The sequence below is a fragment of the Microbispora oryzae genome, from assembly GCF_017896165.1.
GTDB classification, from domain to species: domain Bacteria; phylum Actinomycetota; class Actinomycetes; order Streptosporangiales; family Streptosporangiaceae; genus Microbispora; species Microbispora oryzae.
The window spans coordinates 595319-614172 of record NZ_JAFCNB010000001.1; the positions used below are offsets into that span (position 1 = coordinate 595319).

Below are 18854 nucleotides of genomic sequence, written 5' to 3' on the forward strand. Positions count from 1 at the left end.
CTACGCCTCCCCCGCGGACGCGGTGAGGGCCGGACCGCCGTCGCGCCGGACGGCGCCGAGCAGGTCGACCCGGTCGACGACGCCGACGAGCTCGCCGCCGGAGACCACCCTGATGGGCCGGGCGGAGCTCATGGCGGCGGGCACCGCGTCGTGGATGACGGTGTCGGCCGGCAGCTCGGGACCGTCCAGCGGCTCACCCGGCTCGGGCGCGCGGCAGATCCACCGCAGCGACAGAACGGTCGACTTGGGCACGTCGCGGACGAAGTCGGCGACGTAGTCGTTCGCGGGGGCGCCCACCAGCTCCTCCGGGGAGCCGACCTGCACGATCTCCCCGTCCCGCATGATCGCGATGCGCTCGCCCAGTTTGAGCGCCTCGGACAGGTCGTGGGTGATGAACACCATGGTCTTGCCGACCTCGCGGTGCAGGCGGATGACCTCGGCCTGCATGTCCCGCCTGATCAGCGGGTCGAGCGCGCTGAACGGCTCGTCGAACAGCAGCACCTCGGGGTCGACCGCCAGGGCCCGTGCGAGGCCGACCCGCTGCTGCATGCCACCCGAGAGCTGCTCGGGATAGGAGTCCTCGTGGCCCTGCAGCCCGACCAGGGAGAGGATCCGGCGGGCCTTCTCGTGCCGCTCGGCCCTGCCGATCCCCTGGATCTCCAGGCCGTACGCCACGTTGTCGACCACCCGGCGGTGCGGCAGCAGCCCGAAGTGCTGGAACACCATGCTGACTCGGTGCCGGCGCAGCTCCCGCAGCTGGGACGACGACATCCGCCGCACGTCCTGGCCGCCGATGGCGATCTCTCCGGCGGTCGGCTCGATCAGCCGCGTGAGGCATCGGACGAGCGTCGACTTGCCGCTGCCGGACAGTCCCATCACGACGAAGACCTCGCCGGGACGCACCTCGAAGCTCACGTTTCTGACGGCGGCCGTGCAGCCGGTCTTCGCCCGGAGCTCCGCGGGCTCAAGACCGGCGTCGGGGCTGTCGATGATCCTCTCCGCCTTGGGGCCGAAGATCTTCCAGAGCCCGCGAACCTCGATCGCGGCTGTGCCCACGCTGATTCCCCTCACTTGGCGGTCGCCCGTGAGGCCGTGTGGACTCCCGGAAACGCCGCAGCACGACGCCGGGAGGCGACCCGAACGCCGTGGATGAAGAGCTGGGGGGCCAACGACTCCTCATTGGGCACACACGCACTGCGTTGCGTATGGCGCAACACTTGGCTTGCTTGACAACATCAATGAGGCTAGGGCCGCGCTGCCCAGTTGTGGGGGAAAAAACCGCCTAAAGGCCATATCGTGACCGTCTGGTGATCTTTGTAACCTGACGGACTTCTGGTGATCGTTAGTACGCCACCCGGACGTGCGGGACGAGACCACCGGGCGACCGCCGCCGGACGCCGCGCAGGCGGGAACGGGTGCGGCCGGGCGGCGTACGACGCCGGCGACTCGACCGGCCGCCGGGCCCGGATCGGCGCCCGCGCCCGGCGGCGCCTCGGCGTTGTCCGGATGCTGGACGGCCGGGGCCCGTCATACGGGATGAGCCACACCGGCCGCGCCCGAAAGGCCCCGGTGAGACAGATCAGCCCCGCCGGGAAGGACGGGGCCGATCGAGAAGGTGGGCGAAAGCCCCAGTGAGCCCTAGGCAGCGCGGCTCAGGCAGCGCGGCTCAGGAGGGGCGGCTCACAGGCCGTACTCCTTGGAGATGCGCTCGTGGCGCTCGGCCTCGATGCCGACCTCGCGGGCCAGGTCGAGCCAGGCGAGCGGGTGGGACCACTGCTCGGTGACGTCGTCGAGCACGGCGTCGAGATCGGCCGGCCGCGCGGCCGGCGGGAGCGCGATCCAGCCGAAGACCCCCGGCAGCTGCTCGCCGGTGGCGGGATGGGTGACGCGGTAGTTCTCGTCGCTGTAGACCCACATCGGCCAGCCGCGCTCCGCGAGCACCTCGTTGAACTCGGCCCACTCCTCCTCGGAGGGCGCGGCGCCGTCGAAGAACCAGCTGGTGTAGCCGCCCGGCCTGAGCATCGTCACCGCGCCGAACGGGACGACGAAGCTCTCCCGCTCCTCCTCGTCCTCGGGGACGGGCTCCAGCGGCCGGGGGTCGATCACGACCACGTCGCCCGCGTTGTAGTCGATGCCGCGCGGCTGCGGGATCGCCAGCCGGGCGGTCGCCGGGCCGGTCCGGACGGCGAGGACCTCACGGCGGCTGCCGTCGGGGGCCGGGAGGATGACCCGCACGAGGTGCCACTCCTCCTCGATGGGGCCCTCACCCGGCTGCACCGGCATGCCCAGCTTGGCGGCGGCGGCGCGGACGGTCGGCCAGTCCTCGACGGCCGTCGACAGGACGATGAGCCGCCAGACGTCCTCCTCCTCGCCCTCCTCTCCGTCGAGCAGCGGGCGGAGGATCTCGGCGGCCTTGGCGTTGTCGCCGAGCTGCTGGACGGCTCCGGACCACAGCCGCCGGCCGTCCAGGGTCGGCTCCGCGGCAACCGCGGCCTCGGCCTCGGCCGCCGTCTCCTCCCAGCGCTCGCGGGCGCGGTGGAGGCGGGCCAGCGCGAGGTGGGACCGCGTCTCGGGCAGCCGGGCGGCGAGCCGCTCGACCCGCTCGTCCTGACCGGCCTCGATGAGCAGGCCGGTGAGGTAGTTGACGTCCTCGTCGCCGGCGTTCGACGGGTCGCCGTCCTCGGCGATGGTCTTCCAGTAGACGTCGGCGCCGGCCTCCGGGAAGCCGAGGAAGCCGAGCGTGGTCGTGTGGCGGCGGGTGGCCTCAAGGTCGGTGCCCGACAGCGGCCACAACCAGCCCACCCAGCGCTCGGGGTCGGCGGTCCGGCCGTCGGCGGCGTCGAAGTAGGCGACCAGCTCGTCGCGCGGCCCCGGCGGCGGCAGTTCGGGGGCGGCGTCGACGGCGGCCCGCAGCTCCGCGACCCGCTCCGGCAGGCTCTCGGTGGAGGTGAGGTCGGCGAGCACGGCCTCGGCGTAGTCGGCGAGCAGGCGGGCCTGCCACAGACCCTGCCGGGCGACGGCGAGGTGACCCGCGGTCAGGGCGATCTCGAACCGGGCGCGGTGGCCGCCGACCGTCTCGAAGTAGGCGATCCACTGCCGCAGGATGCGGCCGAGCTGCCAGGTGTTGGCGATGGAGCCGCTGCCGGTGAGCAGCCTGACGGTGCGCGCCCACTCCACCCACTCGCGGGGGTGATCGCCCACCACGTCGAGGTCGGGCAGCGCGTCGACCGCCTCCTCGGCGCGGCCGAGGATGATCAGGGCGTGCGACTTCAGCAGGGCCTCGCGGCGGTCCTTCGCGACCGGGTCGTCCGCCTTGAGCCCGGTGGCAGCGTCCAGGGCGGCAAGCGCGTCCTCCGTCCGGCCGGAGGCCAGCAGCGCGCGGGCGGACGCCGCGCCCAGCTCCCAGCTCGCCTCACGCTCGGCGCCGCGCAGCCGCTCCACCGCCGCCTCGGCGTACGTGACGGCCTCTCCGGCCTGGCCGGCGTCGAGCAGGGCGAGGACGTACTGCGTGGCGAGACCGGAGAAGGCGAGCGAGTCGGGTCCGATGCCGTCGAGGGCGGCGCCGAGCGCGGCCAGCCGGGTGCTCGCGTAGCCGGGGCCGTCGGTGTTGGCCTGGGCCATCGCCAGCGTCTCGACCGCGGCGGGCGCGGACGGACAGTCCTGGACGTCGGCCCGCCGGGCGAACTCGGCCAGCGCGGCGGCGTCCTCGATCGCGACCGCGCCGTTGGCCCGGTCGCCCACCCGCCCGAGCAGGTGCCAGTAGCGGGCGAAGAGCTCCAGCCAGGGCCGGCCCATGGCCTCGGCGTTCTGCGCGACGGCCGGCGCGACGACGTCGAGCTGGGCGAACCTGCCCTCAAGCGTCTGCCCGGGCACGTCGCCCACCGCCATGGCCAGCCCGGTGTTGCCCGCCTCGTGCAGTTCACGCTGGGTGCCGCCGACCCAGGCCCAGATGTCCACGTCCATGGGCAGTCAGTCTGCCAGTTGCGCGACCATGACCCAAACAGCGCGGGCCCGCGCCGGGTAAGGCGGGGCCCGCGAGAGTGCCAGGTGGCTCCGGGGACACCCGGGGGCACCCGGGGACGGCGACTAGGGCGGCGACCGGCGTGGCGTCAGAGAACGGCGGGGAACTCGCCGGAGACGACCAGCACGGCGGGCCCGGACAGACAGCTGGTCCCGCCGTCCAGGGTGACGGTGACCGTGCCGCCCCGCACGCGCACGGCCCAGACGCCCTCCGTCTCCCCCGCCGCGCGGGCGGCGGCGACGGCCGTGGCGACCGCGCCGGTGCCGCAGGACAGGGTCTCCCCTGACCCCCGCTCGTGCACGCGCATCGCGACCGTCCGGTCGCCGATCAGGTTGATCAGCTCGACGTTGACGCCGTCCGGATAGGTCGCGCGGTCGTAGCCGGGCTCGGTCGTGAGATCGAGCCCGGCCACCGGGTCGTCGATCACGCAGGCGAGGTGGGGGTTGCCCATGTTGACGTTGAGACCCCGGTAGGCGCGGCCTGAGACGACCGCCGCGCTGTCGCCGAGCACCTTCGGCCGGCCCATGTCCACGGTGACGTCGCCCTCGGCGCCGAGCCGTACCCGCTTGACGCCGGAACGGGTGGCGACGCCGAACTCGCCGGGCGCGGCGAGACCCGCGTCGACGAGATAACGGGCGAAGACCCGCACACCGTTGCCGCACATCTCGGCGACGCTGCCGTCGGCGTTGCGGTAGTCCATGAACCACTCCGCCTCCCCCGCCAGGGCGTCCACCTCGGGGCAGAGCTTGGTCCGCACGACCCGCAGGACGCCGTCGGCGCCGATGCCCTCCCGGCGGTCGCACAGGACGGCGACATCCCGCGGGGACAGGTCCAGTCGCGCATCGGGATCAGGGACTACGACGAAGTCGTTGCCCGTGCCGTGGCCCTTGACGAATCGCATGTCACCCAAGTTTAGGGTCATGCTCCTCGATCACCGCGATCGCCCGCCCGGCCAGGTCGGGGGCGTCGAACGGCAGCCAGACCACGCGGGGGTCGCGGCGGAACCAGGACTCCTGCCGCCGGGCGAACCTCCGGGTGGCCCGGACCGTCTCCTCCCTGGCCTGTTCCTCCGTCCACTCGCCGCCGAGGAAGCGCAGCACCTGGGCGTAGCCGAGCGCCCGGCTCGCCGTCCGCCCGTCGGCCAGGCCCTGCTCGGCGAGCGCGCGCACCTCGTCCACCAGGCCCGCCTCCCACATGCGGGCCACGCGCAGCTCGATCCGCCGGTCCAGCTCCGGCCGCGGGACGCCGACGCCGATCTGGACGCTGTCGTCCATCGCGTCGTACGTCGGCATCGTGGCGGAGAAGGGACGGCCGGTCAGCTCGATCACCTCAAGCGCCCGGACGATCCTGCGGCCGTTGCTGGACAGGATGTTCTCCGCGGCCACCGGGTCGAGGCCGCTGAGACGCAGGTGCAGCGGCGCCGGGCCCGCGTCGGCCAGCTCCTTCTCCAGGCGCTCGCGGATCCGCGGGTCCGTGCCGGGGAACTCCAGGTCGTCGAGGAGGGCCCGCACGTACAGCCCGGATCCCCCGGCCAGGATCGCGGCCCGGCCGCGGGCGCGCAGGTCGTCCACGAGGGGACGGGCCAGGCGCTGGTACTCCGCGACGCTGGCCGTCCGCGTCACCGGCCAGATGTCGAGCAGGTGATGCGGGACGCCCCGGCGCTCACCCGGGGACAGCTTGGCCGTCCCGATGTCCATGCCGCGGTAGAGCTGCATGGAATCGGTGTTGATCACCTCGCCGTCCAGCCGGAGCGCGAGCTCCACGGCCAGGTCGGACTTGCCCGCCGCGGTGGCGCCCACGACGGCGATCACTGGTAGCTGTCCCACCTGTCCAGTCTCCCAGCGCCGGGAGGTCACATGTCCCAGTCGAGAGTGGGCGGGAGGTATCCCTCGTGCGTCAGGAGCCAGCGCTTGGACTCCACGCCCTCGCCCCCGCTGAAACCGCCGAGGCCGTCGCTCGCCACGACCCGGTGGCAGGGCACGATGATCGGGATCGGGTTGCCGCCCATGATCGAGCCGATCCCGCGCGCCGGGACGCGGCCGCCGCTCCTCGCGGCCAGCTCGCCATACGTGACAACCCGCCCGTACGGGACGGTGGAGTGGAGCGTGCGGAGCACCTCGCGCCGGGCCCCCGTCATGATCCGCCAGTCGACGGCGACGCCGAACTCGCGCAGCTCGCCCCGGAAGTAGGCGGTCAGCTCGGCGACGGTTTCGGCCGTACGGGCCGGGTCGTCGGCGACGGGCAGCCCGAGCCGGTCGGCGATCCTCGCCCGGGTGTCCGGATCGTCGCCCCACATGGTGGCCGCCACCCCGTCTTCGGTGACCGCGGCCAGGATGTCCCCGATCCTCGTCGGCACGCTCGCGAACGCCACGGTTTCCGCCATGTCCCCATTCTTCACCCCTCGGCGGCCCGGAGGGACCCGAGCGTGTCAGCCCGCGGGCACCCGCCCGGGCACGGGGACGCGCATGAGGTCACGGGCGACGACCAGGTCGCCGTCGTACGCCTTGCGGACCTCCTCCGCGAACCGGGGCTCGTCGGCGAACGTGTACCGCTCGGAGAAGTGCGCCAGCACCAGCCGGCGGACCCCGCAGGCCGCCGCCACCTCACCGGCCTGCTCGGCCGTGAGATGCCCGTACTCGGCGGCGAGCCGCGCCTCACCCGACAGGAAGGTCGACTCGATCACCAGCAGGTCGGTGTCGCGGGCCAGTTCGAACACCGCGTCGCACAGCCGGGTGTCCATGACGAAGGCCGCGGACTGTCCGGGCCGGGGGGCGCTGCACTCGTCGAGCGTCACCACGGTGCCGTCGCCGAGCGTGAGCGCGCCCTCGCGTGCCAGCCTGCCGACCATGGGCCCCTGGATGCCCCGCCGGGCCAGCTCCGCGGGGAGCATGCGCCGCCCGTCCGGCTCGTCCAGGCGGTAGCCGTACGTCTCGATCCGGTGGGACAGCCGGCGCGCGGTCAGCCTCACCGGCCCGGCGGGCATCCGTACGACCTCCCCGGACACCGGCACCGGCGTGATCACGGAGGTGTCGCCGAAGGCGGTGGCGTGGCGCAGCCGCTCCCAGTACGCCGCGCCGTCGGCGGGGAAGACGGCGCGGACCTCGTGCGCCACCCGGTCGTGCGCGATGCGCTGCACCACCCCCGGCAGACCCAGGCAGTGGTCGCCGTGGAAGTGGGTGACGCACAGCCACGTCAGGCCGGCGGCGCTGACGCCCGCGTGGAGCATCTGCCGCTGGGTGCCCTCCCCGGGGTCGAACAGGAACCCCTCGCCGTCCCACAGCAGCAGGTAACCGTTGTGGTTGCGGTGCCGGGTCGGCACCGCGCTCGATGTGCCGAGGACGACGAGTTCGCGGACCATGCGCGTCAAGCTACCGCCCGCGCGGGCCGGTGCTCACGGCCCCGGGTGGATTCTTCGCGGAGGGCTGTCACATCCGGGGAGGTCGTCTTGTCCTCAGTGTGAACACTCGCTTTTTGGAGGAACGCATGAACGCTGAGCAGTCGCACCTGCCCCCGGGCGTCGAGGTGATCGCCTCCCTGCCGGAGGCGGCGGCCGGGATCCCGGCGGGCGCCGAGGCCAGGACCATCCGGGTCACCCTGGCGCCCGGCGACCCCGGCGCGCCGCCGCACCGGCACCCCGGGCCGCTCTTCGGCTACGTGACCCAGGGCGAGATCCTCTTCGAGCTGGAGGGGCAGCCGCCCCGGGTGATCAAGGCCGGTGACGCCCTGTTCGAGCCCGGCGGCGACGTGATCCACTACCAGGGCGCCAACAACCTTCCGGACGCGCAGTCGCAGCTGGTCGTGACCATGCTCGCGCCGCCGGGCACACCGGTTCTGACCGTGGTCGGCCCGGAGGAGCTGGCCGAACGACGACACCTGCGGGTCACCCAGCCATGACGGCAGTCGGTGTCCGGGACCTCTCTTCGGAGGTCCCAGAGGGCCGCCACGCGCTCCGCCGCTGCGTGGAAACCGCAAATCAGCCAAGTGCCTCCGGCAGAAGCGCGAACGTTGGCACAGGCCGAGGCCGGATCAGCGCGATGTCACGTCGGTCGAGCGTCGCGATCTGGGTGACATTCAGCCGTTCCGCGCCTCATGCGCATGCTCGGCGCTCATAACCATGAGTGTACGCAGGCGATTCCGGCGACGTCAGTGACTCGGCCGCCGGCGCCGGGCGACAGACAGTCCGGCACGAGCTGGAGTTCCTGTTAGCACCTGATCACGGAAAGCGACTCCGCGACGGTGGGCGCGTCGGCACACTGAACGAGACGTAGCGCCGCCGGCGAACGGCGCGACGGGCCGTCTCCAGAAAGAGTGACCACGTTGCCGGACATCTCCCCCCACGCGCGGGATCGAGCCCGCGGCCGTACGGCGCTCGCGGCGGCGGGCGTGACCGCGACTGTGACGATCGCCGGGCTCGGGATCGTGCTGGCCTGCCGCGCCGGCGCCCATGACCTGACGGCCGGGCGGCCGGTGCGGCCGGCGGGCCCCCTCGGCGTCGCGGCCGCCGATCCCGCGACCGCGGCCCTTCCCGAACGCGCCCTTTCCGAACACGCTCAGCCCCAACACGCTCAGCCCCAACACGCTCAGCCCGAACACGCCGGCTGGGAGCGCGCCCAGCCCGCGCGTTCCCAGCCGGGACTGGCTCCCCCGGCGGCGGCCCTCGCGGACGGGCCGCTCCCGGCCCCTGCTCCGGCCGCTCCCTCCACCGCCCCTCCCACGGCATCCGTGCCTACGCCCGCCGCGCCCGCACCAGCCGCCCGTACGCCAGCCTCCTCCACATCAGCGGCTCCGGCACTCGCCGCCACGGCCCGGACCGGGCGAGGCGACGTGGACAACCGGCCGCACACCGTGTCATCGCCGCCGCCGCCGTTGTCACAGTCGCGGTCGGCGCCGTCGACTCGGTCGGCGCCGTCGACGCGGTCGGCGCCGTCGACGCACGCGACCGCAGGATCACCGGAGAGCCGGGCGACGGCGCGGCACCGCCCGGCGGAGGCGGATCGGGCTCGGGTGACGCCCACGGCCAAACCGGACCCGCCGCGACGAACGTCCGCGGAGCCGCAGGGTCCGCCGGGCCCTTCGGGCGATCCCTGCGCGCGCTTCCACGACCTGCGCCGGGACTACTGCTACCAGGTGCTCGACCGGCTCACCGGCAACTGACCGGGCTCACGTAGGAGCCGGCTCCGGAGTGGGACCCGGGCACGCGGGCCTCCGAGGCCGGAGCGCTCAGCCGGCCGAGCAGGCGGACGGCTCGGCGGGCGCGGGAGCCGGCCGGCCGATGGCCGGCATGCCGAGGCTGACGGCCCGGCCGCGCTCAGGCGCGCCCTGCCGGGCCTCCCACGCGTCGCCCGCCCGGGTCCGCCGTACGGACATGACCTTGTCGGCGACCAGGTGGTGCGGGGCGGCGTAGGTCACCTCGACCGTCACCATGTCGCCCGGACGGGCGTCCGCGGCGGCGAGGTGGACGAGGCGGTTGTCGGCGGCCCGTCCCGACAGCCGCCGGGTCGCGTCGTCCTTGCGGCCCTCGCCCTCGGCGACCAGCACCTCCAGGACGCGCCCGACCTGGGACCTGTTCTCCGCCCAGGAGATCTCCTCCTGGAGGGCGACCAGCCGCTCGTACCGCTCCTGGACGACCGCCTTGGGCACCTGGCCGTCCATCGTGGCGGCGGGGGTGCCGGGACGGATCGAGTACTGGAACGTGAAGGCGTTGGCGAAGCGGGCCTGCCGTACGACGTCGAGGGTCTGCTGGAAGTCGTCCTCGGTCTCCCCGGGGAAGCCCACGATGATGTCGGTCGAGATGGCCGCGTCGGGCATGGCGGCGCGGACCCGCTCGATGATCCCGAGGTAGCGGTCGGACCGGTACGACCGGCGCATCGCCCGCAGGACCCGGTCCGAGCCCGACTGGAGCGGCATGTGGAGCTGGTGCATGACGTTCGGCGTCTCGGCCATGGCCGCGATCACGTCGTCGGTGAAGGCCGCCGGATGCGGCGAGGTGAAGCGGACCCGCTCCAGCCCCTCGACGTCGCCGCAGGCCCGCAGCAGCTTGCCGAAGGCCAGCCGGTCGCCGAACTCCACGCCGTAGGTGTTGACGTTCTGGCCCAGCAGCGTGATCTCCAGGACGCCCTGGTCGACCAGCGTCCGGACCTCGCTGAGGATGTCGCCGGGACGGCGGTCCTTCTCCTTGCCGCGCAGCGACGGGACGATGCAGAACGTGCAGGTGTTGTTGCATCCGACCGAGATCGCCACCCAGGCCGCGTAGGCGGACTCGCGCCTGCTCGGCAGCGTGGAGGGGAAGGTCTCCAGGGACTCCCTGATCTCGACCTGCGCCTCTTCGGCGACCCGGGCCCGCTCCAGCAGCACCGGCAGCGAGCCGATGTTGTGCGTGCCGAAGACCACGTCGACCCACGGTGCCTTGCGGACGATCTCGCCCTGGTCCTTCTGCGCCAGGCAGCCGCCGACCGCGATCTGCATGCCCCGGCGCGCCATCTTGATCGGGCGCAGGTGGCCCAGGTTGCCGTAGAGCCGGTTGTCCGCGTTCTCCCGCACCGCGCAGGTGTTGAACACGACGACGTCCGCCGTGTCTCCCTCGGCGGCGCGGACATAGCCCGCGTCCTCCAGCAGCCCCGACAGGCGCTCGGAGTCGTGCACGTTCATCTGGCAGCCGTAGGTCCGCACCTCGTAGGTCCGGGTCACGTCCTCGGCGCCCTGAGTGGTCGCAGTCATGGCACTACAAGCGTAGGCGCTCCCCCACCCGCTTCCGCACGGGATCAGGGGTTGTCCACAGGTCCGCGGACGTCCGCGTTCCCGCCGACGCCGGGCCGTAATGTGATCGGTACCGACCGAATAGTGACGAGTCGTTATTGACGCCCCTACGTTGTTGACCATGACGGAGACAGATGGATCCGCCCCGCTAGTCAGACTTGAGGGAGTCAACAAGCATTTCGGACCGCTGCACGTCCTCAAGGACATCGATCTGAGCGTGCGGCGCGGTGAGGTGGTCGTCGTCATCGGCCCCTCCGGCGGCGGCAAGTCCACGCTGTGCAGACTGATCAACAGGCTGGAGACGGCCGACTCCGGGACCATCACCTTCGACGGCCGGGAGCTCCCGGCGGAGGGCCGGGCGCTCGCCCAGCTCCGTTCCGAGGTCGGCATGGTCTTCCAGTCGTTCAACCTCTTCGCGCACAAGACGATCCTGGAGAACGTCACTCTCGGGCCGATCAAGGTCCGCGGGATTCCCCGGCAGCAGGCCGAGCAGCGCGGCAGGGAGCTGCTCGAACGGGTCGGCATCGCGTCGCAGGCGGCCAAGTATCCGGCCCAGCTCTCCGGCGGCCAGCAGCAGCGGACGGCGATCGCCCGCGCCCTGGCCATGGACCCGAAGATGATCCTCTTCGACGAGCCGACCTCGGCCCTCGATCCCGAGATGGTCCAGGAGGTGCTCGACGTCATGATCGGCCTGGCCCGCGACGGCATGACGATGATGGTCGTCACCCACGAGATGGGTTTCGCCCGCCGGGCCGCCGACCGGGTGGTCTTCATGGCCGACGGCCAGATCGTCGAGGAGGGCGAGCCGTCGGAGTTCTTCAGCCGGCCCGGCACCGAGCGGGCCCGCGACTTCCTCTCCAAGATCCTTACGCACTGACCAGATCCCCACGCACCGAACCGCTCAGCCCGACAGCTGATCCCCCCACCATCGAAAGGTGACGCAGATGCGATTCGGCACCTGCATGCTCGTGCTCGCGGCCATGGCCACAAGCCTCACCGCCTGCGCCAACTCGGGAGCCAGTTCCATCGTCGACAAGGCGAAGGACGACAAGAAGCTGACCATCGGCATCAAGATCGACCAGCCCGGGTGGGGCCTGAAGAAACCCGACGGCACCTACGAGGGCATGGACGTCGACGTCGCGCGCTACATCGCCAAGGAGCTCGGGGTGCCCGAGAGCGGCATCACGTTCAAGGAGGCCCAGTCGGCCAACCGTGAGCCGTTCATCCAGCAGGGCCAGGTCGACATGGTCCTGGCGACCTACTCGATCACCGATGAGCGCAAGAAGAAGATCTCCTTCGCCGGGCCGTACCTGGTGACGGGGCAGGACATCCTCGTCCGCGCGGACGACACCTCGATCACCGGCGAGGACTCGCTTAAGGACAAGAAGGTCTGTGGCGCGCAGGGCTCGTCCTCGCCCAAGCGGCTCGCGGACAAGTTCGGCCCCGACTGGGAGTCCAAGAACCTCACCCAGCAGCAGGGGTACGGCGCCTGCCTGCCGCTGTTGCAGAACAAGCAGGTCGACGCCATCTCCACCGACGCGACCATCCTGGCCGGCTTCGCCAAGCAGTTGCCCGGTCAGTTCAAGCTGGTCGGCCAGCCGTTCTCGACCGAGAAGTACGGCGTCGGGCTGAAGATGGACGACAAGGCCGGGCGCGACGCGATCAACAACGCGCTGGATAAGATGTTCAAGGACGGAACCTGGCGGAAGATCGTCGACGCCAACCTCGGCGAGTTCGGCAAGTTCTTCGCCACCCCGCCTCCTCTGGAGCGCTACTGACGCCCGGCGGGCTGAGAGGAGGTCGCGGTGGAGGCCGTCGTCGATGAGCTTCCCGTCATCCTGCACGCCTTCTGGCTGACGGTGCGGCTCACGGTCATCAGCGGGCTGATCGCGCTGGCCTGGGGGACCGTGCTCGCGGCCATGCGGGTCAGCCCCCTGCCCGTCCTGCGGGCGGCCGCCGCGATCTACGTCAACGTCCTGCGCAACACCCCGCTGACCCTGATCATCGTCTTCTGCGGCCTCGGCCTCGGCACGGTGATGGACGTCCAGTTCTCCCGGGACGACCTGTCGGTCAACAACTTCTGGTTGTCCACGATCGGGCTGTCCGCGTACACCGCCGCTTTCGTCTGCGAGGTGATCCGCTCCGGCGTCAACACGGTGCCGATGGGGCAGGCGGAGGCGGCCAGGTCGATCGGGCTGACGTTCCTGCAGACGCTCCGCCTGGTGATCCTCCCCCAGGCGGTGCGGGCGGTCATCGCGCCGCTCGGCAGCCTGCTGATCGCGCTGACCAAGAACACCACGGTCGCCGCGGCCATCGGCGTCGCCGAGGCGGCGCTGCGCATGAAGAACCTCTTCGACGCCCACGGAGACGCCGTGATCCCGCTGTTCCTGGGCTTCGCCGCCGGGTTCGTCGTGCTGACCCTCCCCGTCGGCCTGCTGTTCGGCTGGCTGTCCCGGCGCCTGGCGGTGGCCCGATGAGCGCGGCGACCGGGACGGGCCGGGCCACGGTCCTGTACGACGCGCCCGGCCCGCGCACCCGGCTCCGCAACAACGTCCTCACGCTGCTGTTCGGTGCGGCCCTGCTGCTCGTGGCCTATCTCGTCTGGGCCAAGTTCGACGAGAAGGGCCAGTGGAACGGCAAGCTCTGGCGGCCGTTCCTGGAGGCCGACACCTGGACCGAGCTGATCCTCCCCGGTCTGCGCAACACGCTGTCGGCGGCGGCCGTGGCCGCCGTGCTGGCCCTGGTCTTCGGCGCCGTGTTCGGCATCGGCCGCCTGTCTGAGCATCGATGGGTGCGGATCCCGGCGGGCGTGGTCGTCGAGGTCTTCCGGGCGATCCCGCTGCTCATGCTGATCTTCTTCGCGCAGTACGGCGGCAGCCTCGCCGGGCTGATCGTGACGGAGTTCACGGCCGTGGTCTTCGGGCTGATGCTCTACAACGGCTCGGTCCTGGCGGAGATCGTCAGGGCCGGGATCCTGGCGGTGCCCAAGGGCCAGGCCGAGGCGGGCTATGCCATGGGCCTGCGGAAGAACCAGGTCATGCGGCTGATCCTGCTGCCGCAGGCGGTGACGGCGATGATGCCGGCCATCGTCAGCCAGCTCGTCGTGCTGCTCAAGGACACCGCGCTCGGGTTCATCGTGGCCTACGCCGACCTGCTGAACGCCGGGGCCCGGGTGGTGCCGGCCAACTTCTCCAATCTGATCCCCTCGGTCATCGTCATCGCGGCCATCTACATCGCGATCAACCTCGCCCTGGGTTATCTGGCCACCTGGCTCGAACGGCGCTCCCGGCGCAGCCCCAGGTCCACCGCCGTTCCCGCCGTACCGGAGGGCGCGGCCGGGGACGAGGTGACCCTCGCCCGCTGAGATCCCCGCCCGCCGGGATCGGCCCCCTCCGGGCGGCCTGGCCGGCGGGGTCGTCCGGCCGGGTCAAGGGAACTTTGCCGTGTCGCTGGTGGCGGCGTCCCGTCCGCCCGCCCGATATTGGGCGGCGTGTGGCGTGTCGTTGCCGTGGTGTCGTGCCTGGCCGCCGCGTTCCTGACCACCTCGTGCGGGGACGACGGCGGCCTCGTCATCGCCGTGCAGCCGGGACGGCCCGGCCTCGTCACCCGCCTGCCCGACGGCTCGTTCGCCGGTTTCGACATCGCGGTGGCGCAGTACGTCGCCCGGGATCTGGGCTACCGCGACGACCAGCTCCACTACACGCTCGACCCGGCCGGAGCCGACCTGGTGCTCGGGGCCCCGATCGGCCGGGCGCCCGGCCCGGTGGCGGGCCCCTACCTCGTGACCAGCACCGAAGTGCTCGTACGGGCCGGTGATCTGTCCATCACCCGGATCCGCGACCTGGCGCGCAAACGGGTGTGCGGCACGGCGGGCTCCTCCCGGCGGCTCGTCGCGAGATTCGGCGACACCTGGAAGAAGCTGTTCCTCGCCCAGGCCAACGTGCCGGCGGCGTGCGCACCGCTGCTCACGGACGGCAGGACCGACGCCATCGTGGCCGAGGCGCCCGTGCTGGCCGGGCTGGAGGCACAGTATCCAGGGAGGTTCCGGTTCAGCGGCAGGCCGCTGGAGAGCGACCGGTACGGCATCCGCACGGCGTCCCCCGGGCTGCGCGACCAGGTGAACGAGGCGCTGCGGCACATGTTCGACGACGGGACCTGGAAGCGGGCCGTCATCGACCACCTCGGCGTGCTCGCCACCCGGTACGCCTCTCCCCCGGCCCTGGACGGGGCCGCGGCCCGCGACCCCGCCTGATCGGACCGGACGTCAGCGGGCGAACTCGGTGGCCCGCGACTCCCGGACGACCGTGATCCGGATCTGGCCGGGGTAGGTCAGCTCCTCCTCGACCTGCTTGGCCACGTCCCTGGCGATGACCTGGGCCTGGATGTCGTCGACCCCGTCGGGCCGGACCATGACCCTGATCTCCCGGCCGGCCTGCATGGCGAACACCTTCTCGACCCCGTCGTAGGACTGGGCGATCTCCTCCAGCCGCTCCAGCCGCTTGACGTACGCCTCCAGCGACTCGCGCCGGGCACCGGGGCGGCTGCCGCTGATGGCGTCGGCCGCCTGGGTCAGGACGGCCTCGACCGTGCGGACCTCGACCTCGTTGTGATGGGCCTCGATGGCGTGGACGACGTCCTCAATCTCGCCGTAGCGCCGGGCGATCTCCGCGCCGATCATGGCGTGACTGCCCTCGACCTCGTGGGTCAGCGCCTTGCCGATGTCGTGAAGGAGGGCGCACCGCTTCACCAGGTCGCGGTCGAGCCGCAGCTCGGCGGCCATGATGCCGGCGATGTGGGCCGACTCGATCAGGTGCTTCAGCACGTTCTGCCCGTAGGACGTGCGGTAGCGCAGCTGGCCGAGCAGCGTGACCAGCTCGGGGTGCATCTCGGTGATGCCGAGCTCGACGAGGGCGTCCTCACCGGCGCGCACGCACAGGTCGCGCACCTCGGCCTTGCTGCGCTCGTGCGCCTCCTCGATGCGCTGGGGGTGGATGCGCCCGTCGAGGACGAGCTTCTCCAGCGTCAGCCGGGCCGTCTCCCGGCGCACCGGGTCGAAGCAGGACAGCAGCACGGCCTCGGGGGTGTCGTCGATGATCAGGTTGACGCCGGTGGTGGACTCGAAGGCCCGGATGTTGCGGCCCTCCCGGCCGATGATGCGGCCCTTCATCTCATCGCCGGGCAGGTGCAGCACGCTCACCACCGACTCGGCGGTCTGCTCGGTCGCCACCCGCTGAACCGCCAGCGTCACGATCTTGCAGGCGCGCTTCTCGCCCTCCTTGCGGGCCTCGCTCTCGATCTCCCGGACGATCAGCGCCGCCTCGCGCTTGGCCTGGTTCTCGATCTCCTTGACCAGCTCGCCCTTGGCCTGGTCGGCGGTGAGGCCGGCGACCCGCTCCAAGATCTCCCTGCGCCGTTCCCCGACCCGCTCCAGGTCCTCACGGCGATCCGCCAGCTCGGTCTCGGTCTCGGCGAGCTTGCGCGCCCGCTCGGCCTGCCGCCGGGCCTCCTCGTCGAGGCGCTGCTCCCGCTCGGCCAGCCGGCTCTCCCGGCGTTCGAGATCGGACCTGAGCTCCTTGAGCTCGCTCTTGAGGAGGCGGGACTCGTCCTCGACCTCCTTGCGCATGGAGGCCGCGTTTTCGGCCAGGCCCTCCGACCTGCGGAGGATCTCTCCCGCCTCCTGCTCCGCCTTGCTGCGGATCTGCTCGGCGTCGCGCCGCGCCTGCTCAAGCTCCTCGTTGACCATGGACTTGACCTCGGCCAGCTGCTCCGGGGTCGGACCGGCGGCCGGAGCCATGCCGCTGGTGCGGCGGACCACTATGACAAGGGCGGCGATCACAACGAGAGCCAACAACACCACCGCAACCGCCAGAATGATCACGATCGCGTTCATGCTCGCTCACCCCTCTCGCCTCACTAAGAGTCTCCCGACGAGGGGTCACACGCGCAGCACGGCCAGACCCGGTGGCGTCACCAGGACAAATATCGTCGCGCTCCCACCGGCACCGGAAGGGGCGTCGCGGTATGGGCCCGAAGGCCCGTCAACTTGTCTCGTCCGTCGTGCACCGTTATTGGGAAACCGCGGCTGCGGGGTAACTCCTCACTCCGGTCGAGATTAAGCGTCAGAGAGGTAACGAGCAAGCAAAGGTGGCCTGTCAAGCGACATTCGACCGGTGTTCTCAGTCATATCGGGCCGTCAGGGAGATCTTCCGGCTCGACGCCCTCCGCTTCCAGCGCCTCACGGACGATCCGGAACGCCAGGCCCGGCGAGTAGCCCTTCCGCGCCAGCATCCCGGCCAGTCTCCGGATCCTGGCCTGGGGATCCGCGCCGCGGGTGGTGGCGAGCTTCCGGCGCACCAGAGCACGGGCGGTCTCGGCCTCCTGCTCCGGATCGAGCTGGTCGACCGCCTCCTTGACCGTCTCCTCGTCGACCCCGCGATGCCGCAGCTCCTGCGCGAGCGCGCGGCGGGCCAGGCCGCGGCCGGCGTGACGGGAGCTGACCCAGGCCGCCGCGAACGCCTCGTCGTCGATGAGCCCGACCTCGGAGAACCGTTCGAGCACGGACTCCGCCGCCCACTCCGGCACCGCACGCCGGCGCAGGGCATCGGCGAGCTGGGCCCGGGTCCGCGGCGCCATGGTCAGCAGCCTGAGACAGATCGCCCTCGCCACCGACTCCGGATCGGCGTCCGGCTCCTCGGAGACCCGCTTTCTGGAAGCCTGCTTTCTGGAGTCGGGCTCCCTGAAGTCGGGCTCCCTGAAGTCGGGCTCCCTGAAGTCGGGCTCCCTGAAGTCCGGCTCCTCGGCGGGCGGCGGATACTCCGCCGGTCCGTCCGGAAACCACCCCGAGCGCTCGCGCCGGCGGCCCCGCCCCGGCTCGGCGCCGTGAGGCTCCACCGGGCTCCACGGGCCGGAGGTCCAGTCCCCCGGCCGGGGCTCGCCCGGCCGGGGAATCTCATCCCGCCGCATGGCCGCGATCAGACGTCACCGGGCTTGGGCGCGGCAGCGCTCTTCGACCCCCGCCCGGAGGGCGCGGCGGCGGGAGCCGGCGGAGCGGGCGGGGTGTCGCCGGGGACGTCGAGACGCGGCCCGACCCCCAGCTTCTCCTTGATCTTCTTCTCGATCTCGTTGGCGATGTCCGGGTTGTTCTTCAGGAAGTTACGGGCGTTCTCCTTGCCCTGGCCCAGCTGGTCGCCCTCGTACGTGTACCAGGCGCCGGCCTTGCGCACGAACCCGTGCTCGACGCCCATGTCGATCAGGCCGCCCTCACGGGAGATGCCGGCTCCGTAGAGGATGTCGAAATCGGCCTGCCGGAAGGGCGGGGCCATCTTGTTCTTGACCACCTTCACCCGGGTGCGGTTGCCGACCGGCTCGGTGCCGTCCTTGAGGGTCTCGATCCGCCGGACGTCGAGGCGGACGGAGGCGTAGAACTTCAGCGCCTTGCCACCGGTGGTGGTCTCGGGCGAGCCGAACATCACGCCGATCTTCTCGCGCAGCTGGTTGATGAAGATCGCAGTCGTCCGGGTCTGGTTGAGCGCGCCCGCGATCTTACGCAGGGCCTGGGACATCAGGCGGGCCTGCAGGCCGACGTGACTGTCGCCCATCTCGCCCTCGATCTCGGCCTTGGGCACCAGCGCGGCCACCGAGTCGATGACGATGATGTCCACCGCGCCCGAGCGGATCAGCATGTCGGCGATCTCGAGGGCCTGCTCACCGGTGTCGGGCTGGGAGACCAGGAGGGCGTCGACGTCGACGCCCAGCTTCTTCGCGTACTCGGGGTCGAGCGCGTGCTCGGCGTCGATGAAGGCCGCGATCCCGCCGCCCCGCTGGGCGTTGGCGACGGCGTGCAGCGAGACCGTGGTCTTTCCGGAGGACTCCGGCCCGTAGACCTCGACGATCCGGCCCCGGGGATAACCGCCGATGCCGAGGGCGACGTCGAGGGAGATCGAGCCGGTGGGGATGACCTCGACCGGGGCCCGCGCGTCGTCACCGAGGCGCATGACGGAGCCCTTGCCGAACTGCCGCTCGATCTGTGCGAGGGCGGTCTCAAGGGCCTTCTCGCGGTCAGTGATTGCCATTGGGT

17 protein-coding genes and 2 pseudogenes are annotated in these 18854 nt (G+C 71.7%); 7 read left to right on the plus strand and 12 right to left on the minus strand.

The window, feature by feature from the left end; genetic code table 11:
• From JOL79_RS02740 to JOL79_RS02765, 6 genes are all read right to left on the minus strand, one after another.
• Nucleotides 1-1056: a quaternary amine ABC transporter ATP-binding protein gene (locus JOL79_RS02740; protein ID WP_307848272.1), complete on the minus strand. Its 1056-nt coding sequence runs from the start codon at nucleotides 1054-1056 to the stop codon at nucleotides 1-3.
• 624 nt (nucleotides 1057-1680) lie between these two features.
• Complete coding sequence (locus JOL79_RS02745) at nucleotides 1681-3963, minus strand: tetratricopeptide repeat protein (RefSeq protein WP_210153975.1); 2283 nt, start codon at nucleotides 3961-3963, stop codon at nucleotides 1681-1683.
• Between the two features lie 146 nt (nucleotides 3964-4109).
• Nucleotides 4110-4922 (minus strand): diaminopimelate epimerase, encoded by an 813-nt coding sequence (gene dapF, locus JOL79_RS02750; protein ID WP_210153976.1) that lies wholly within the window; start codon nucleotides 4920-4922, stop codon nucleotides 4110-4112.
• 1 nt (nucleotide 4923) lies between these two features.
• Nucleotides 4924-5847, minus strand: a complete 924-nt coding sequence (gene miaA / locus JOL79_RS02755; RefSeq protein ID WP_210153977.1) for a tRNA (adenosine(37)-N6)-dimethylallyltransferase MiaA — start codon at nucleotides 5845-5847, stop codon at nucleotides 4924-4926.
• 26 nt (nucleotides 5848-5873) lie between these two features.
• Nucleotides 5874-6404: a methylated-DNA--[protein]-cysteine S-methyltransferase gene (locus JOL79_RS02760; RefSeq protein WP_210153978.1), complete on the minus strand. Its 531-nt coding sequence runs from the start codon at nucleotides 6402-6404 to the stop codon at nucleotides 5874-5876.
• A 45-nt stretch (nucleotides 6405-6449) separates the two neighbouring features.
• A complete protein-coding gene (locus tag JOL79_RS02765; RefSeq protein ID WP_210153979.1) occupies nucleotides 6450-7379 on the minus strand; it encodes a ribonuclease Z in 930 nt (309 codons plus the stop codon).
• A gap of 125 nt (nucleotides 7380-7504) precedes the next feature.
• Between JOL79_RS02765 and JOL79_RS02770 the strand changes: the two genes are divergently transcribed.
• Nucleotides 7505-7915 (plus strand): cupin domain-containing protein, encoded by a 411-nt coding sequence (locus tag JOL79_RS02770; protein ID WP_210153980.1) that lies wholly within the window; start codon nucleotides 7505-7507, stop codon nucleotides 7913-7915.
• Between the two features lie 686 nt (nucleotides 7916-8601).
• On the opposite strand, the gene JOL79_RS02775 is transcribed toward JOL79_RS02770, so the two are convergent.
• Entirely contained in the window at nucleotides 8602-9036 is a 435-nt protein-coding gene (locus tag JOL79_RS02775; RefSeq protein ID WP_210153981.1) for a hypothetical protein, read from the minus strand.
• Between JOL79_RS02775 and JOL79_RS02780 the strand changes: the two genes are divergently transcribed.
• Nucleotides 9026-9175 (plus strand): hypothetical protein, encoded by a 150-nt coding sequence (locus JOL79_RS02780; RefSeq protein WP_210153982.1) that lies wholly within the window; start codon nucleotides 9026-9028, stop codon nucleotides 9173-9175. The two genes, JOL79_RS02775 and JOL79_RS02780, sit on opposite strands and share 11 nt — an antisense overlap.
• Nucleotides 9176-9241: 66 nt before the next feature.
• Here the strand turns inward: JOL79_RS02780 and miaB are convergent, their stop codons facing one another.
• Nucleotides 9242-10738, minus strand: coding sequence for a tRNA (N6-isopentenyl adenosine(37)-C2)-methylthiotransferase MiaB (miaB, locus tag JOL79_RS02785; RefSeq protein WP_210153983.1), 1497 nt, complete (start codon nucleotides 10736-10738; stop codon nucleotides 9242-9244).
• Between the two features lie 160 nt (nucleotides 10739-10898).
• Between miaB and JOL79_RS02790 the strand changes: the two genes are divergently transcribed.
• The 5 genes from JOL79_RS02790 to JOL79_RS02810 all read left to right on the plus strand — a co-directional run bounded on the left by JOL79_RS02790 (nucleotide 10899) and on the right by JOL79_RS02810 (nucleotide 15029).
• Nucleotides 10899-11654, plus strand: a complete 756-nt coding sequence (locus JOL79_RS02790) for an amino acid ABC transporter ATP-binding protein (RefSeq protein ID WP_210153984.1) — start codon at nucleotides 10899-10901, stop codon at nucleotides 11652-11654.
• Between the two features lie 58 nt (nucleotides 11655-11712).
• Complete coding sequence (locus tag JOL79_RS02795; protein ID WP_504739981.1) at nucleotides 11713-12555, plus strand: glutamate ABC transporter substrate-binding protein; 843 nt, start codon at nucleotides 11713-11715, stop codon at nucleotides 12553-12555.
• Nucleotides 12556-12582: 27 nt separating this feature from the next.
• Entirely contained in the window at nucleotides 12583-13254 is a 672-nt protein-coding gene (locus tag JOL79_RS02800) for an amino acid ABC transporter permease (protein ID WP_210153985.1), read from the plus strand.
• Entirely contained in the window at nucleotides 13251-14141 is an 891-nt protein-coding gene (locus tag JOL79_RS02805; RefSeq protein ID WP_210153986.1) for an amino acid ABC transporter permease, read from the plus strand. The genes JOL79_RS02800 and JOL79_RS02805 overlap by 4 nt, the downstream gene beginning before the upstream one ends.
• A gap of 126 nt (nucleotides 14142-14267) precedes the next feature.
• Nucleotides 14268-15029, plus strand: a complete 762-nt coding sequence (locus JOL79_RS02810; protein WP_210153987.1) for a type 2 periplasmic-binding domain-containing protein — start codon at nucleotides 14268-14270, stop codon at nucleotides 15027-15029.
• Nucleotides 15030-15041: 12 nt separating this feature from the next.
• Here JOL79_RS02810 and rny read toward each other — a convergent pair whose 3' ends face one another.
• The 4 genes and pseudogenes from rny to recA all read right to left on the minus strand — a co-directional run bounded on the left by rny (nucleotide 15042) and on the right by recA (nucleotide 18849).
• Nucleotides 15042-16667, minus strand: coding sequence for a ribonuclease Y (rny, locus tag JOL79_RS02815; protein WP_210153988.1), 1626 nt, complete (start codon nucleotides 16665-16667; stop codon nucleotides 15042-15044).
• Nucleotides 16668-16957: 290 nt separating this feature from the next.
• A pseudogene (gene recX / locus JOL79_RS33680) lies at nucleotides 16958-17509 on the minus strand (recombination regulator RecX); the annotation flags it as partial.
• A gap of 1 nt (nucleotide 17510) precedes the next feature.
• Nucleotides 17511-17678, minus strand: a pseudogene (locus tag JOL79_RS33685) (hypothetical protein); the annotation flags it as partial.
• A gap of 70 nt (nucleotides 17679-17748) precedes the next feature.
• Nucleotides 17749-18849 carry a recombinase RecA gene (recA, locus tag JOL79_RS02825; RefSeq protein ID WP_210153990.1) on the minus strand — a complete coding sequence of 367 codons (1101 nt, stop codon included), beginning with the start codon at nucleotides 18847-18849 and terminating at the stop codon, nucleotides 17749-17751.
• Nucleotides 18850-18854 lie beyond the last annotated feature (5 nt).

What these genes read in the sequence shown, in the direction of transcription:
- JOL79_RS02745 (WP_210153975.1), bottom strand. Translation starts at nt 3,963, where the DNA reads ATGGACGTGGACATCTGGGCCTGGGTCGGCGGCACCCAGCGTGAACTG.
- dapF (WP_210153976.1), bottom strand. Translation starts at nt 4,922, where the DNA reads ATGCGATTCGTCAAGGGCCACGGCACGGGCAACGACTTCGTCGTAGTC.
- JOL79_RS02760 (WP_210153978.1), bottom strand. Translation starts at nt 6,404, where the DNA reads ATGGCGGAAACCGTGGCGTTCGCGAGCGTGCCGACGAGGATCGGGGAC.
- JOL79_RS02765 (WP_210153979.1), bottom strand. Translation starts at nt 7,379, where the DNA reads ATGGTCCGCGAACTCGTCGTCCTCGGCACATCGAGCGCGGTGCCGACC.
- JOL79_RS02770 (WP_210153980.1), top strand. Translation starts at nt 7,505, where the DNA reads ATGAACGCTGAGCAGTCGCACCTGCCCCCGGGCGTCGAGGTGATCGCC.
- miaB (WP_210153983.1), bottom strand. Translation starts at nt 10,738, where the DNA reads ATGACTGCGACCACTCAGGGCGCCGAGGACGTGACCCGGACCTACGAG.
- JOL79_RS02790 (WP_210153984.1), top strand. Translation starts at nt 10,899, where the DNA reads ATGACGGAGACAGATGGATCCGCCCCGCTAGTCAGACTTGAGGGAGTC.
- JOL79_RS02805 (WP_210153986.1), top strand. Translation starts at nt 13,251, where the DNA reads ATGAGCGCGGCGACCGGGACGGGCCGGGCCACGGTCCTGTACGACGCG.
- rny (WP_210153988.1), bottom strand. Translation starts at nt 16,667, where the DNA reads ATGAACGCGATCGTGATCATTCTGGCGGTTGCGGTGGTGTTGTTGGCT.
- recA (WP_210153990.1), bottom strand. Translation starts at nt 18,849, where the DNA reads ATGGCAATCACTGACCGCGAGAAGGCCCTTGAGACCGCCCTCGCACAG.